A 16,599-nucleotide genomic window follows, 5' to 3' on the forward strand; every position below is an offset into this window, starting at 1 on the left:
GATTTTCATTTAAAATTAATTGACAGAAATCCGAACACCTTCGCTATGACTTGAGAATTCAGGCGCATACATACTTTGTATTGTGGTAATACCATTACTCATATTTCCTGCATTGTTCACGCGTAAATCGTATTCAAACACATAAATTCCTTTAGGTAGATAGTCGAAAAAGAAATTTGTACTCGCATCTTTCGTGCTTTCATAATAACCCAAACCGTCTTGCCATTTGTAGGACGATAAGACATTGATAGGCTCTAATCCAGCGGCACGCATATCTTTCATGTGAATGAATTCCATATCACGATCGCTCCGTAATTCAATACGCACACGTACTAAATCGCCAACTTGTAAAGCGGTTTCTGATGTGATTTCTGAAATAACTTCACCAGAATCTGTATTGGTTTTTTTGAAGAGTTTTTTCTTCAATTGTAACGGTGTTTTGGCTGTGGTGATTTTATCTAAATCTTCAAAATATTGCCAATATAAACTTCCCCAAGCAATACCTTTGCCAGTTTTTGTTAAGGTAACATCTGCCATTTCTGGTTTTATTTCTGAAGCATTCCAAGATGTTTTATAGTAACCAGTTCCAGCCTCCACTTTTACAGCTTCTAATTTTGTAGGGTCAATTTTTTTATTGCCAACTAAAACGGTAACGGCTTCGGTTACCGATAACCAATCGCTTCCTTGTAGCAATAAAGCGTAAACAGCTTCGGTAGTTGCTTTGGTGCTTTCCCACTTATTCGTTTGCTTGTTTTTTAATAACCACATTTTCAAATTATCAATATCCTGCATATTATTGGCTTCGCTATATATGGTTGAGCCAACTTCCTGAAATGCCTCAATCAGCAACGCTTGGGTTTCAATAGGCGCTTGATACCAGTGCCAAGATGCGGTATTGTTTTTCCAATACATGCCTAATTCGTCATTCGTGATACTGGTTTCTTTTAAAGATTTTAAGATTTTGCCAGCAGTTTTAGTCTTATTCATTCTATGTGAAATAAGCGTCATTAACCCTTTTGTATAGATAGAACGCGACAACCAATAGCTGTCTATTTGCCCTAAATAATATTCCGAAATATCTTGAACTTCTTTACTACGTTTTATCTCTGGAAAGAAGCTTCGCATATATAAATAATGTAATTGCGTATAACTTAAATGGTCTTTGCTTAAGTCGGTATCCTTATTGTATTTGGTGATGTTTTTATATTCTTTTATGAATTCATTATCTAAATAAGCAATAGCGTTTGAAATCATAGCTACTTCGCTAGCGCTTTGAATGACATTCAATTTATCCAAATGTCCAAAACCGGTTATAATATGTTGGGTTATAAAACGGTTTTCGCGTCCACCTTTAAACCAAGGCCATGCACCAGATGTCATTTGATTTTGTTCTAATTTACCCAATGCGTTTTGCAATTCGTTGGTCATTTTATTCAAATCGAATAACAAAGCAATCCGTTTTTTCTGTTCCGTTTCACTTTGAGCATCACGTAACCAAGGTGTTTCTTGAATTAATATGTTTTTTAGTTCGGGGTTTTTCTCCAAATTCGAAACTGATGCATCCGAATTTCGCCACTGATTAAACACCTCTTGAATCCGTGGATTGCTATTGGATATGTGACTTGCCAAGGCGTTTGCGTAATAGCGACTAAAAGTTTGCTCATTACAGTCATACGGATATTCCATTAAATAGGGAAGTGCCTGAACCGCATACCAAGCTGGATTGGAGGTCATTTCCAAAGTCAGTTTGTGATGTTTTAAACTAGATGAGGTATTCGTTTTTAGTTTATCCAACGTGAATGTTTTGGTTTCGTTGCTCTTAATCCACATCGGTAAGGTTTCGGTTACCAATAATCGGTTAGATAAAACAGGCATGGCATTTTGTTCGCCATCACTAAATGCGCCAGCTTTGGCAACTACTTTATATTGAACCGCATTAACTGTTTCAGGAATGGTTAATAACCAAGATATTTGGGTGTTGCCTTTGGCATCCACTTCAAAACTTTTTGTGTTGTTGGTGTTTCCTAAAATAGTATCAATAGCTTTTCCAGTTATAGCATCTGTTAGTTGTAATTGCGCTTGTCCTGATAAGGTGTTATCGGTTAGATTCGCAATTTTAGTACTGATGGTTATGGCATCACCATGACGTAAAAATCGTGGTGCGTTGGGAATGACCATCAATTCTTTTTGGGTAACCGTTTCTAAACTGGTGACTTGACTTTCTAACGTTTTGGTATGTGCCAACAACTGTAATTTCCATTTGGTTAAAGCTTCTGGTGTGGTGAAATTAAAACTTACATTGCCTGCTTCATCTGTTTGTAATTGTGGAAAGAAGAATGCGGTTTCTTGGAGGTTTTTGCGGATGGTGATGCCTGAAAAGTCTGATTTTTTAGATTCAGAACTTTCTAGATTATCGACACTTTCTTCTGGACTTCCTAACGCTTGATTAGCTTCAGGAGCCATTTCTGTTTCGTAAGCTATGTCACGTTTTTCTCTTTTTATTCCCATCGCAGACACAATAACTTCTTCATGTTCCAAATCTTCTTCATAAAAATAATTATCATCCCCAAAATAAAATCCAAACCAGTTCAATTGGTCATAACCTTGGTGTGGAAACCCCATATTTAAACGTGGCGCATTTTGTGTTCTGAAGTTTTGAATTCCAAAACTGTAATGCGCTTGTCTGGTTGCGTTGGAATAATAAGTGGGCTTTTCTAACGGATTGAATGTCCAATTATGAGGTTTAAATTGGTCTAAAGATGCGTCATACATACTCGCTAAAATTTCAGCAGACACTTTTTCGCCTTGAGGTCCTTTTATTTTAAATGCCCAAGTTTCATCGGTTCCTGGTTGCAATTTATCTCGGAATGTGGTGGTTTCAATTTTTAAATCGGTTTTAGGGTATGGCACTGAAATGATTTCTGTTCCCGATTGAAAACTATTGGCAAAAGCAAAACTGTAATGCATGGCAAATCCACCAAAATCTGCTTCTGTAACAGGGATTTCAATGGTTTTTTTATTGTTGTTTAGGTTTAGTACATAACTTTTTATTGTTTTTTTGTCTTTCTCAATATCAATCGTAACTGTGATATTTTCGGCTGCTGAGCCTATGGTTAGCAAAACAGTATCATTTGGTTGATAGGTGTTTTTATTAGTTGTAATTATAAATAATTGATTGTCGGCAACGGTTTTATCGGTATCACTATACAAATTTGTTTTGGCCTCTGCTGTAACTGCTTGACCAAATTTATCGGTACTTTCTAGAACAATCACATACATACCGGAATCCCATTTTTTGATGTTTCTTAATGTGATGGTTTTCGATTTTTCCGTGTTAAAATCGGTTTCAAAAACTATATCGCCTTTTTTCCAATTGTTGGGGTTATCTTCATTCGCATACGCATCGTGTGGAAATTTCGCTTTAAATTCCGTTTCTGAAAGCATTTTATATTCTGGTGCTTCCCAAGGTCTACTGCGTAAAGCCTGTTCTGGTGCTTGCAGTTTATATATTTTAAGCGTTCCAGTGGCTGGTGTAAATTCGCCATTTAAATTTCTCGTATCAATTTCAATACTATGATTTTTAGTGGTTTTGTCTAACCTATTTTCAACAGCAATAGAAGCCGTCATGGCATGATAACCGACATTTACTATAATGGAACTACTTCGTGTTTCGCCATTGATATCAGTGACATCGGCTGACACTTCATAATTAAATATTGGTAAGGTGCTTTTGTCAACACTGCTATCTGGAATGGCTTTAAAGGTAATTTCGAATTCGCCTTTATCGTTGGTGGTACCTTCGCCATGGGTAATTTCTTGAGCTTCCGAATTAAAACGCGGACGATACCAATAATACCAATCTGGATATTGGACTTTTCTGTGCACGCGATACACCACTTTAGCATTGGTAATATTACTACCAGCAAAAGCCAATGCAGTTCCTTTTACTGTTATGGAGTCGTTAATTTTAAAAGTTTCTGAAATGGGTTTAAAGGTGGTTTCAAACTTTGGACGTTTGTATTCTTCTACTGAAAAATAGGTGTTTTCATTTCCTAAATGATGCGATGTTCCTGATAATTGGATTCTAAAACCACCAGTTAATCCAGTATTCGGCAATATAAATTCGCCAGTAACAGAACCGAATTCGTTTGTTCTTAAAGTCAACCGATTAACCTCTTCGCCGTTTACATTATATAAAACGGCGTCGGTTTCTTCATCCACTAAAACGGTGGATTTACCATGTGTAGTTTTCATAGCAATCCCTTTAAAATAAACCGTTTGCCCAGGTCTGTAAATACTTCTATCCGTAAAAAGGAAACCTTTATAGCTAACCGGATCTTCATTCTGTTTGTATTCAGGATTCACGTAATAATCACCAAAATAAGCTTTTTCCGTTTTAGAGTTCGCTACAATTTTCACTTGGGTCCAACGGCTTTGTGTTTTTGATATTTCAACGTTGCCATTGGAGTCAGATGTGAACGTTTTATGTTTAAAATCACCATTGTAATTTTCTTTGTAACTTATTTTAACAGTGAGATTCGGTATGGGCTGCCCATTATTCCGATTAATAAACTGGTAGATCTGTCTGTCGTTTTCCGCTTTATCCACCAAAGCAATATTGGTAATTTGAAGTGTTTGAATAGCAAATGTGTTCGCTTCGTTTTTCGCTGAAGCTACAATCAGAAAGCGACCATTTTCCAAGGCCGGAATTATTACTTCGGTTTGATGTTGTTGGTAATCGCCTTCATTTTTTATGGTGGCTTGCCAAGATTTTGAAACCGTCAATTTTTTTACAAAGGTTAACTGTTCGTCCTCTCTATAAATTTTGCCGAAGGCTTCAAATTCCTTTTCGGTGAGTTTATAGGCTTTAAAATCTAACGTATTTAAGTTTTTGTAGGTCACCAACATTCTGGCATCTTGCTGAATAGGTATATGCCTTTCGGTTTGTACTTGTAAGCTTTGGAGTTTTATTTGTTTTTGTAAAACAGCACATTTTTTGGCAGCCGTAGTGTTTGGAAAGTTCTTAATTACGGTTTCGCAAAGGTCATAGGCTTCTTTAATTTTCCATTGAAATTCGGGTGCTGTTTTTGGTTCATAACGTTCGCCTTGTTCGTAATATAATTGAGCGATTTCAAAGGCATATAAGCCCGATTCTTCAGACGTATAATCAGCACGGGATTCTTTCAACGTTTCTAAAAACACCATTTCTTTATTGCTGAAAGTGGCATAATTTTTTACAAATTTTAAACGCGCAATATCAATATCCACTAACGCTTTAGTAGTCTTGTTTTTTAGGTGAAATTGAGTCAGCTTCTGATAGATTTTTAATGCCTGAAGCTTCAAGGATTTACTGTCTTTAGAGGCGATTTCTGTTTGTAAAAATTCTATGGCTGGACATAAAAATTTAGGATCATTAATTTCAAATTTATAGGCAGGTTGGCTGATGCTGTTTTCATCTGTTTTATAAAAATTGAGCGCTGTGTTTGCTAATAAATCGTAAAGCGTGGGTCTGAATTGTTTGGAGTTTGATTGCGAATAAATAATAGCATCAAAATCGGAAATTGGTGTTTGTTGAAGCGTCAATTCATTTTCTAAAGACTGGTTGTATTGCGTTTGAATTTCCGCAAATAACGTTTCTAAATCCCAAGCTCTAAAATCGGTTTCGTCTACTTTTTCTGCTGTTTTTGTTCGGTTATAAAATTGCCATCTGTTTTGTTGAAAATACTGCCAATACATGGTGGCTAACATATTTTGTAAGATGTTTTTAGTAGGTGTTTCGCTTTGTGCTATTTCATGTTTAAAATCTGCAATAATTTGTAGTTGTGCCTCTTCTTCCAAGGTTAAGGCATACTTGCTTTTGTATAGCAAAGCTTTAATCGTTTGTGGTTGATTATTTTCCTGTTTCGCCTTATTTGAAATTTGCAAAACAATATCTAAAGCCGATTTGGGTAAGCCTTTATTTTCAAGTTTTTCAACCGTTTTCCATAGCGCATCGTAATCGCTGGTTTGTGCTGCGGTGAAATTGGCAAATAATACTATCATTGCGAGTATGGTAATCTGTTTCATGTGTTTGTTCTTATAACAATTCTTTAAAAATAAGCATTTCAAAATCGATTTCCATGTTTTCGTCTATGCTATTTCAGAATGTTTTATTCTTTCAATAATACATTCAAAAGTTGTTCCAAAAAAAGGAATTTGGGTATACGCATGATTTGAATTCGTGAGACGCTATTTTGAGTAAGGGAAATTTCTTCAACTTCCTTGCGGGTAGAAGTTAAAACGATCAATACTAAAATCATTTTGAATAGTTATCTTTGAATAATGGATGACTTTAATATGAAAAAGCTGCTTTTATGTTTCTTATTTCCCGTTTTTACTATGGCCCAGCAGACCTTGGATGATGTGGCGTTATTGCTGGAACAGAAATATTATAAGCAAGCCGAAACTCTAGTGAAACCGTTTGTAAATGCCAATCCAACCAACCAACGAGCTGTGGAATTGTTAGGCGATGCTTATGGATATCAAGCCAAATGGGATGCCGCTATTAGTCAATATGAAACCTTGGTTGTTATGGACCCTAATAAAGCCAATTTCCATTATAAATATGGTGGTGCTATGGGAATGAAAGCGCTGGAAGTCAATAAAGTAAGCGCTTTCATGTTAATCGACGATATAGAAGAGGCGTTTTTAAAGGCTGCCGAATTGGATAGCAAGCATATTAGTACACGTTGGGCTTTGGTGGAATTGTATATGCAACTACCAGTTATTGTTGGCGGAAGCGTTAAGAAATCCTTGAAGTACGCCAATGAGTTGGAAGCACTTTCTAAAGTGGATGGGTATTTGGCTAAAGGCTATATTTATGAGTATGATGACGAACCCGAACTAGCCGAAACCTATTATAAACGCGCCATTACCACTGGTGGTTCTATTACTTGTTTTGATAAATTATCTAGCTTTTATGAAAAGCAACAGCAACCGGAAAAAGCAATTGCGACTATTGAAGCCTCGCAAAAGAAGCACGAACGCAATGCCGTTCATTACCAAATAGGAGAAGTAGCCGCCGAGTATAATTTGCAGTTGGAAAAAGGTGAAAATTGCCTGAAAACCTATATCGAGAATTATTCCGTGGAAGATGGTGTGCCAAAAGCTTGGGCAAATTACCGATTAGCACAAATTTACAAACATCAGAATCATAAAAAAGAGGCGCTCAAACATATAAATTTAGCTTTGGCCGAATTGCCTGAAATTGATGTTTTTTCGGTTGAAAAAGCGGCTATTTTAAACCTTTAGAAACTTAATAATTTACAGGTGTTCACATTTCTACTTCCGTTTGCAATGTGTATATTTGAATTCTACAAAATTTAATTATGAACGTACATTTTATAGCCATTGGTGGTGCTGCTATGCACAATCTTGCCATTGCTTTACACAATAAAGGATATCAGGTAACTGGTAGTGATGATACTATTTTCAATCCGTCTAAATCCCGTTTGGAAACCAAAGGTTTATTGCCAGAATCATTTGGGTGGTTTCCAGAAAAAATAAGTTCCAGTTTGGATGCTATTGTTTTAGGGATGCACGCCAAATCTGATAATCCGGAATTGCTAAAGGCGCAAGAACTCGGTTTAAAAATATATAGTTATCCGGAATTTCTGTACGAACAATCTAAAAATAAAACCCGTGTGGTAATTGGCGGGAGTCATGGGAAAACCACTATAACCTCTATGATTTTACACGTTATGCACTACCATGATCGGGATGTGGATTATATGGTTGGTGCGCAATTGGAAGGTTTTGATGTCATGGTGAAACTCACCGAAGACAATGATTTTATAGTTTTGGAAGGCGATGAATATTTAAGCTCACCTATTGATAGGCGACCAAAATTTCATTTATACAAACCCAATATTGCGTTGTTGAGTGGTATTGCTTGGGACCATATTAATGTGTTTCCAACCTATGACAATTATGTAGAACAGTTTAAAATATTTGTAGATAGTATTGTTAATGGTGGCAGTATAACTTACAATGCCGAAGATGCTGAAGTCGCGCGCGTTGTAGAAGCGTCTGAAAACACCATTCGTAAATTACCGTATAACACACCAGAATATACGGTTGAACATGGTGAAACGCTTTTAGAAACCCCTGAAGGACCGTTGCCCATTGAAATTTTCGGTAAACACAATCTGAATAATTTAGCGGGCGCCAAGTGGATTTGCCAGCACATGGGTATTGACGAAGATGATTTCTACGAAGCCATTGCCACCTTTAAAGGCGCTAGCAAGCGATTAGAAAAAATTGCCGATAGTAAAACCAGCGTTGCCTATAAAGATTTTGCACATTCGCCCAGTAAAGTGTCTGCTACTACCCAAGCGGTAAAAGCCCAATACGAAGACAAAACACTAATTGCCTGTTTGGAATTGCATACCTATAGTAGTTTGAATGCCGAATTCTTAAAGGAATACAAAGGTGCTTTAGATGCTGCTGATGTGGCTGTTGTTTTCTATTCGCCAGATGCGGTTGAAATTAAGAAACTAGATGCTGTTTCTCATGAACAAATTGCCCATGCGTTTGAACGTAACGATTTAATTATTTATACCAATTCCGAAGAATTTAAAACCTTCTTGTTTTCTCAAGATTTTAATAACAAAGCCTTGTTGCTCATGAGTTCAGGGAATTATGGCGGATTGGATTTTGATGCGGTTAAGGGGTTGTTGAGGTAGTTTGTCATTCCTGGGAAGGCAGGAATCTCACTGTAGGTTTTTTAGGTTATTGCTTGGTAAATAAATCACAGATAGAAAATCCGCGAGGATTTTCGTAAGTAGGCGAGAACTAGCCATTAATTATACACGGTGTTTCCACCTGTGATTTTATAATATGTTATTTAAATCTTGTCTTCCAACAATAGCCATTATCTCTACAATGTCATTATTCACTTTAAAATAAATGCTGTCAGATCCGCAGACACAGCGTTTATATCCGTATTTTATAACGTCAACCGATTCAAACGAGAAAGGCCGTTGAGCAATAATGTCAAAATATTCAAAAAATGAGTTAAAATATTTGTCAGCTTCTGTTATGCCAAATTTCTTTACGCCGTAATGATGAATTCTAATTAAGTCATCTTTAGCTACGTTACTTAACTTGTATTTAGCCATTCAATGAAGACTTTGATTTTGCTAAAATTTGCTCTTTACTATCATTCGTAAAACCGCTATTTTCAGCTATTTCTAATTTAGAGCTTATCCAATCAATTTGGCGTTGTTGATTTCTTGCCTGTCTTATTAGGTCATTTACAAGTTCACTTTTACTGGAATACTCATTAGTCTCCACTTGGGTTTTTAACCATTCGTCATTTGGTTGTGTCAATGAAATGCTTTGTCGTGCCATTAGATTCGTTTTTGATGTAAATTTACACCAAAAAAATATATTTACAAAACATTTTAATCCAATTAGCTAAATTTCAGAAGGTTGGGTTTTTATAGTTGGTAACGATATAATATAAATCCGTTTCAATGATGTAGATTATATGTAAACGAAATTCGTCATATGTTTTCAAAACAGCAATAAGTAGTTCTACGTATATTTTACTAAAACCGTAATTAATTATGAGCTCTTAAAATTACGAATGTTTTGATGCCTTAAAAGGATTGTAGAAATAATGACAAAGTTAATATGTTAACTACGAGTTTCTTTTTTATATTTAACGGAAATGAAAAGGAAATATCATGCGATTTAAAAGACTTTTTTTTGATTCATCATTTGAGTCCATAAAGTTATCAGACAAACGCATTATACTTGGTATTTTAATTGGTTTGTCAACAGCATTCGCTTTATATGGTTTCATGTATCTTTTGAGAGATACGTTTCGTTTATTAACTTTTAGTTTTGGGTACTTACCAAATATTTTAAGCGAGTTTGAAAGAAATACCTTTAATTGGTTTTTCGCAGCATTGGCATTTGTTTTTGGTAATTCGATTACCATGAGTATTATTTTTAGTGGACATACGTATGGTTTTGGAAAAAGGAACTACAAAAAGAGAAGAATTATCAATAATCAAACGGCTTTAAATAGTGTGTTTGCGTATTGGTTTGCTAAAGTTAGTTACGTAATAGCTTTTGTGTCTATGGGTATGGCAGATTTAAATTTTCTCCCAGAAATCAGTATTCCTCTTATTCTCTTAGTTCTTGTTTTATATTTGGAGACATGGAAAACACAAAGCTTATATCTTGGTAAAGGCAAATTTAAATGGATGTTGCTTCATTTTTTATTGTTGTTTATACTTTCATTCGCATTGTCTAAAGTTCATTTTGTCAATTATAAAGAATTGGATGCCATTCAATTGAAATATAATCCTCAAATTGATTTTCCGAATTCTAATTTTTCTAATACATCAAATTATGATCGCTTTGTAAACGCAACTTTAGTAAGAGATAATCCGAATGTAATCCTATTTAATTCTTATGAAAACAAATTAGACCAAGCATATTTGGATTTTTTAGACTTTAAACTATCAAGAAGTTATAGATTTCAATACTTGTCTGCTAGATTACTGGCAGATGCCGATACAGAAATGAAACAAATAGTTGCGGTTAGAAAACAAGTCTTGAAAGGGAGCATTAACAATATTATTTATGCTACTTTGAATAAAGACCAGCATTCTAAAAGGTTTATATTCCCTGGTTTAAAAGTTAAAATATATGACCAACAGGTTTTTGAAGCTAAAACATTTAGCCCAATTAGATTAAATCTGGATTCTTTAGATTTAGAAAAAAACTATAAACCTAAAGACACCATTAAAATCCGAATAGCAAATGGTTTCATTTTGAACGGAAGGCAAATTCCAACTGATATGTTAATGAAAGAAATAGCGAAATACATAAATCAAAAAACCATATTTGAATATAGTTATCCTGGAAATGCAAAATATCAAAATTACATAACATTGCTTTCTTCGCATTTAAACGCCTTGAAAACTGTTAGAGATAAGAATAGAAGAGTAGAATTGGAATGGAATGATGAAAACTTTACCTTCAAAAATAAAAAGCAGTTTGCTAAAGACCAAGCACGTTTATATGATGAATTTCCATTTAGGGTTACAGAAAAGATAGACTATGATTAATAACTATTAAAACTACAAAACAATAAACTAAAATAAAGGCCGTTACACTATACAGAACCAACCAACCTATCCTTTATTCGAAGCAGAATTACGTTTTTTAACCACCTTAATTTTTTAAAATATGATACGTAATTTATTAATTATCCTTGTTTTAGTATGTGCTTTTTCCTGTTCCTCTGATGATGATTCTGGAACCCACCCAGTCAATGAGATTAGCGATCCTGGTTTTTATGGTTTGCAAGTTGGTAATTCATGGGTTTATAAAAGCTATCAATGGAATTCAAGCACAGAAACCTATGATAATACAGGCGTCGTAGATTCTATAAGTATTGTTGGTACAGAAGAAATAAACGGAAATACTTATTTTAAATTTAGAAGATTAACAACTGGTAATACTAGTAATGCACCACTTTTAAGCCTTAATGGTGAGTATTTTGAGCATGTAAGAGATTCCTTGGGAAATCTTATTTATGATGATGGCAGCATAAAATTTACGCATTCCGATTTAAGTGAACGAACAATTACGATTCAATCTTGGGGAACTATTTTTGAAACCTTAACTGCAAATGAAGCGCAAATGACAGTTGAAGCTGGTGCATTCACTTGCAACTATTCAGAGCGTTATGCCAAATCACCAGAAGGTGAACAATTTCCGGGTTTAGACCGTTATTATTATGCGGATGGAATCGGACTTATTTATGATACAACGTCCTTTGTTAGTACATCCTATCATACGGTTGAGCGCCGTTTGGATAGCTATAATGTGCAGTAAAAACGTAAATCTAAATTTAATCTACTGGTTACGGTTGCCTTAACGCATAAATAGCATTTTTTAAATTATCTGCATCTTGTTTACCAACGACTAGTTTAAAACCATGGCATTCTAATAAATTAATGGAAGCGGTATTGTTTTTCTGTGTGTAGGCTTCAATAGATTTCAAGTTTATAGAATTAAACCCAAAATTAATAATCGCTTTTAGCGCTTCATTCATAATGCCTTTGCCTTGGGAGTTTGGGTGTAAATCGTAACCCACTTCTGCTTTTTTTCTGTCTTCTGAAAAATTCCATAAACAAATGCTGCCTATCATTTGGTTATGGCCTTGTTCTGTAATCACCCAATATAAAGAGCTATTTGTTTCAATAGCTTGGCAAATTTTAGCTATAAACGCTAGGGCTTTCTCTTGGGTTTCCGCAGGTGCTCTTTTTACAAATTTATTGACATCTGGATCCGAACGTAAAAAGGAAATAGCTTCCCAATCGGAATGTGTTAGTTTTCGGAGTCGTAAGCGTTTCGTTTGTATTTCTGTGAATAGACTCATGGTAGATGTTACGTACTTACGCGGCCGTATTTTTTGATTAACGGGTATTATTTATCCAGTTTAATTTTCTTTTTATTCTCGTATCTAAAATCGTTCAACTCTTTTAGTTCAGCAGCAGTTTTCGCTTTCCATTCTTCAATTTTTTCATTATTTCTGCCACTTTCAGTTTCCTTTACTAATTCCAGACGGCTTTCTGAAAATTCACTCAAAATATCATTGTTAATTTGCTTTATAATATCAAAACCTTTAGCAATTTTTTTCTTATTCTCTAATGCGCGCTTTCTAAATTTTCTTGCGTGAATTTCTGCCAAGTCAAATTGCAATTGTTGAAATTCTATTTGCTTATCAATTTCGCCAACCTTTGTCGTATCAATCCACGAGGCGTTTCCAAGGAAAATATTTTCTATTTTTTGGTTCAAATTCCGTTGCATAAAATCAAAACCACCAATGGCATGAAGTATCATAAATTGACTATAAACAGCCTCGTTATTCTCATCGCTAATTTTTATTTTAAAATCGTCAACGGCTAACGGATGTTCTGCACTCCATCTTTTTTGTCCCTCTTGTAGGTTTTGTCCAAATGTTTTATTTATAATACTACACACTATAATTAATCCTAATAATGCCCTTTTCATGCGTCTTCTTGTCAACTTGTTAGCAATTATTGGATCTAGGTAGTCAACCAGATCCAACTTTTAAATATGTTCGCAAATCTAATCCATTTCTACATATTTATATTTCCATTTTTTCAATTTTTAGTAAATTGCAGCCATGAGCAATAACTTTGAAAATGAGTTTTTCGGTATCGGGATTCAAAATGGTAAAACACCAGAAAATTTGGGTGTACTTTGGCGTTCGGCTCAAAATTTAGGTGCTAGTTTTATATTTACTATTGGAAATCGCTATGCCAAACAAGCTTGCGATACGCATAATGCTGTAAAAGCCATGCCGTATTTTCATTATGAAACTTTTGATGATTTTTTAAAAAACCTACCTAAAGGCGCCCGAATTGTTGGTGTGGAATTAACCGATGAAGCCGAAAGTTTAGAAACCTTTCACCATCCCAGACGCTGTGTCTATTTATTGGGTGCGGAAGATCATGGTTTATCCAATCAAGCTATTGAAAAGAGCCATTTTTTAGTTAAATTCAAGTCGGAATTAAGCCTTAACGTATCCGTGGCTGGAAGTATTGTTATGTATGATAGGGGAATAAATAAACCAAGGTCGTAACTTTGCCACTATAAAACCGCACGCACATGAATCATAAAGCTGGATTTGTAAATATTATTGGAAACCCAAATGTTGGGAAGTCTACATTAATGAATGCCTTTATTGGCGAAAAACTATCCATTATAACCTCCAAGGCACAAACCACGCGTCATCGGATTTTGGGTATTGTTAATGGTGATGATTTTCAGATGGTCTTATCTGATACACCAGGAATAATCAAGCCTGCTTACGAAATGCAGGAATCCATGATGGATTTTGTAAAATCGGCTTTTGACGATGCGGACGTTTTGATTTATATGGTTGAAATAGGCGAAAAGGAACTGAAAGACGAGGCGTTTTTCAACCGCATAACCAATTCAACAATTCCGGTTTTATTACTCTTAAATAAAATTGATAAATCAGATCAAGATCAATTAGAAGCGCAAGTTCAATTGTGGGCCGCTAAAGTGCCAAATGCCGAGATTATGGCCGTTTCTGCTTTAGAAGGTTTTGGCGTTCGCGAAGTATTTGATAGAATTATTGAATTACTTCCAGAATCACCACCTTTTTATCCAAAAGATCAATTAACCGATAAACCAGAGCGGTTTTTTGTAAATGAGATTATTCGCGAGAAAATATTAATGCATTACAAAAAAGAAATTCCTTATGCGGTAGAAATTGATACCGAAGAGTTTTTTGAAGAAGATGACATTATCCGTATGCGTTCCGTTATTATGGTAGAGCGTGAAACCCAAAAAGGCATTATTATTGGCCATAAAGGTTCGGCTTTAAAGCGCGTAGGTGTGGAAGCAAGAAAAGATTTGGAAAAGTTTTTCGGTAAACAAGTTCACTTGGAATTGTATGTTAAAGTGAATAAAAATTGGCGAAGTAATCAACGTCAATTAAAGCGTTTTGGCTATAATCAATAGTTGAATTATGCATTTTGAGTCTGTGGTGAGCATGGGTCAGTTTGCTTGAATTTGGTTTTTATTTGACACTAATTAAGCTTATGCGTTAATAATTTTTTCCATAAATTCATGGAGTTCATGCATTTGGTCTTTACTAGAATCACGACCAATACGTCCCGCAAAATACATGCCTATCCAGATAATAACCATGAGAACCATGACACCAATTTGAATGGCAAATTCGTTATCCAGCGTCCAATTGGAATAGGCCCAAACGCCAAACCCAATAAATAAACCACCCACAATAAAGTGAAAAAACATAAACATGGTCCATACCGTTGGATTGGGTCCAAATAAGCCATGGAGCATAGCCGTTTCGTGGTTTACCTCATTGACTTCTAAATGCAGTTGCGGCGACCAAAAATGCTGTTTGCTTTTTGGGAGTTTTAAAAAAATATGATCGTCAATAATGGAAATTATATATTCAGATTGTTGCTTTTTAGCATCAGCAAATAGCTGGATAACGTCGGTATTGCTTTGGGGAAGCTCCTTTTTAAAGCGTGGACGTAATACAATTTCATCTGTATGTAAACTCATTATTGTCTGACTATTAAGTTTTTAATTACCTGAATACGATTTCTTTTTTTAAAATACATATTTTAAACATGCACTAAATATAACGAAATCATTAGCTTATCATTATATTTGCACCAAATTTTGTAATAACATGAGTAATATAGTTGCCATAGTTGGTCGTCCAAATGTTGGAAAGTCCACCTTCTTTAACCGTTTAATTCAACGTAGAGAAGCTATTGTGGATGCCACAAGTGGTGTAACCAGAGACCGCCATTATGGAAAAAGTGACTGGAATGGCCGTGAGTTTTCAGTCATAGATACTGGCGGTTACGTAAAAGGAAGTGATGATGTTTTTGAAGCTGAAATTGATAAGCAAGTTGAAATTGCTATTTATGAAGCCGATGCTATAATTTTTATGGTAGATGTAGAGTCTGGCGTAACAGGTATGGATGAAGATGTTGCTAAATTGCTTCGTAAGGTGTCCAAACCTGTTTTTTTAGTTGTCAATAAAGTGGATAATGCCAAGCGCGCAGAAAATGCTGTGGAATTCTATTCATTAGGTTTAGGCGATTACTTTACCATTGCTAGTATAAATGGTAGTGGAACTGGCGATTTGCTAGATGCCCTAGTGGACGCCTTGCCAGAAAAAGAAATTGAAGAAGAAACGGAATTGCCTCGTTTTGCAGTGGTTGGTCGTCCAAATGCTGGAAAATCATCATTTATAAATGCCTTAATTGGAGAAGATAGATACATTGTAACGGATGTTGCTGGAACCACTAGAGATTCTATTGACACGAAATACAACCGTTTTGGTTTCGAATTTAATCTGGTGGATACCGCAGGAATTCGTAAAAAATCCAAGGTTAAAGAGGATTTAGAATTTTATTCAGTTATGCGTAGTGTGCGTGCTATTGAACATTCGGACGTTTGTTTGGTGGTATTAGATGCCACGCGTGGATTTGATGGGCAAGTTCAAAACATATTCTGGTTAGCCGAACGAAACCGTAAAGGGATTGTTATTTTGGTTAACAAATGGGATTTGGTTGAAAAAGATACCAAAACAACCAAAGAATTTGAGAAACATATTAGAGAGCAAATGGAACCCTTTACGGATGTGCCCATTGTTTTTATCTCCGTATTAAATAAACAACGTATTTATAAGGCTATCGAAACGGCTGTTGAGGTTTATAATAATCGAAACAAAAAGATCAAGACGAGTAAGCTAAACGAAATTATGTTGCCTATTATTGAAAACTATCCACCACCAGCTTACAAAGGTAAGTTTGTGAAGATAAAATACATTATGCAGTTGCCAACACCACAACCGCAGTTTGCTTTTTTCTGTAATTTACCACAATACGTAAGAGATGGTTATAAGCGATTTTTAGAAAATAAACTACGTGAGCACTTTGATTTTCATGGTGTTCCTGTGAGCGTTTATATGCGTAAAAAGTAGATTAAACC

General features: G+C 35.2%; 13 protein-coding genes. 7 read left to right on the forward strand and 6 right to left on the reverse strand.

The genetic code is table 11. From position 1 onward, the window contains the following. Positions 1–15: 15 nt before the first annotated feature. Positions 16–6,066: an alpha-2-macroglobulin family protein gene (locus ACN0QX_RS10530; protein ID WP_417196884.1), complete on the reverse strand. Its 6,051-nt coding sequence runs from the start codon at positions 6,064–6,066 to the stop codon at positions 16–18. 270 nt (positions 6,067–6,336) lie between these two features. On the opposite strand from ACN0QX_RS10530, the gene ACN0QX_RS10535 reads away from it, so the two are divergent. Both ACN0QX_RS10535 and ACN0QX_RS10540 read left to right on the forward strand, forming a co-directional pair. Then, entirely contained in the window at positions 6,337–7,290 is a 954-nt protein-coding gene (locus tag ACN0QX_RS10535; RefSeq protein ID WP_417196885.1) for a tetratricopeptide repeat protein, read from the forward strand. Positions 7,291–7,367: 77 nt separating this feature from the next. Further along, complete coding sequence (locus ACN0QX_RS10540) at positions 7,368–8,723, forward strand: UDP-N-acetylmuramate--L-alanine ligase (protein ID WP_417196886.1); 1,356 nt, start codon at positions 7,368–7,370, stop codon at positions 8,721–8,723. Between the two features lie 147 nt (positions 8,724–8,870). On the opposite strand, the gene ACN0QX_RS10545 is transcribed toward ACN0QX_RS10540, so the two are convergent. Both ACN0QX_RS10545 and ACN0QX_RS10550 read right to left on the reverse strand, forming a co-directional pair. Next, positions 8,871–9,158, reverse strand: coding sequence for a type II toxin-antitoxin system RelE/ParE family toxin (locus tag ACN0QX_RS10545; protein ID WP_417196888.1), 288 nt, complete (start codon positions 9,156–9,158; stop codon positions 8,871–8,873). Further along, on the reverse strand, positions 9,151–9,390 hold the full coding sequence (locus ACN0QX_RS10550) for a ribbon-helix-helix domain-containing protein (RefSeq protein ID WP_417196890.1): 240 nt from the start codon (positions 9,388–9,390) through the stop codon (positions 9,151–9,153). Before ACN0QX_RS10550 ends, ACN0QX_RS10545 begins: the two co-directional genes overlap by 8 nt. A gap of 338 nt (positions 9,391–9,728) precedes the next feature. Between ACN0QX_RS10550 and ACN0QX_RS10555 the strand changes: the two genes are divergently transcribed. Both ACN0QX_RS10555 and ACN0QX_RS10560 read left to right on the forward strand, forming a co-directional pair. After that, complete coding sequence (locus tag ACN0QX_RS10555) at positions 9,729–11,123, forward strand: hypothetical protein (RefSeq protein ID WP_417196892.1); 1,395 nt, start codon at positions 9,729–9,731, stop codon at positions 11,121–11,123. A 121-nt stretch (positions 11,124–11,244) separates the two neighbouring features. Beyond that, positions 11,245–11,895, forward strand: a complete 651-nt coding sequence (locus ACN0QX_RS10560) for a hypothetical protein (protein ID WP_417196894.1) — start codon at positions 11,245–11,247, stop codon at positions 11,893–11,895. Positions 11,896–11,923: 28 nt separating this feature from the next. On the opposite strand, the gene ACN0QX_RS10565 is transcribed toward ACN0QX_RS10560, so the two are convergent. Next, positions 11,924–12,442 (reverse strand): GNAT family N-acetyltransferase, encoded by a 519-nt coding sequence (locus ACN0QX_RS10565; protein ID WP_417196896.1) that lies wholly within the window; start codon positions 12,440–12,442, stop codon positions 11,924–11,926. 47 nt (positions 12,443–12,489) lie between these two features. Continuing rightward, positions 12,490–13,077, reverse strand: a complete 588-nt coding sequence (locus ACN0QX_RS10570) for a hypothetical protein (RefSeq protein WP_417196898.1) — start codon at positions 13,075–13,077, stop codon at positions 12,490–12,492. Positions 13,078–13,213: 136 nt separating this feature from the next. On the opposite strand from ACN0QX_RS10570, the gene ACN0QX_RS10575 reads away from it, so the two are divergent. After that, a complete protein-coding gene (locus tag ACN0QX_RS10575) occupies positions 13,214–13,672 on the forward strand; it encodes an RNA methyltransferase (protein WP_248395449.1) in 459 nt (152 codons plus the stop codon). 26 nt (positions 13,673–13,698) lie between these two features. After that, complete coding sequence (gene era / locus ACN0QX_RS10580; protein WP_417196900.1) at positions 13,699–14,580, forward strand: GTPase Era; 882 nt, start codon at positions 13,699–13,701, stop codon at positions 14,578–14,580. A 78-nt stretch (positions 14,581–14,658) separates the two neighbouring features. On the opposite strand, the gene ACN0QX_RS10585 is transcribed toward era, so the two are convergent. Continuing rightward, a complete protein-coding gene (locus ACN0QX_RS10585) occupies positions 14,659–15,156 on the reverse strand; it encodes a GTP-binding protein (RefSeq protein WP_248395447.1) in 498 nt (165 codons plus the stop codon). 130 nt (positions 15,157–15,286) lie between these two features. On the opposite strand from ACN0QX_RS10585, the gene der reads away from it, so the two are divergent. After that, positions 15,287–16,591, forward strand: a complete 1,305-nt coding sequence (gene der / locus ACN0QX_RS10590; RefSeq protein ID WP_417196902.1) for a ribosome biogenesis GTPase Der — start codon at positions 15,287–15,289, stop codon at positions 16,589–16,591. Positions 16,592–16,599: the final 8 nt, after the last annotated feature.

Source organism: Bizionia sp. (assembly GCF_048259285.1).
Taxonomy (GTDB): Bacteria; Bacteroidota; Bacteroidia; order Flavobacteriales; family Flavobacteriaceae; genus Algorimicrobium; species Algorimicrobium hallyeonense.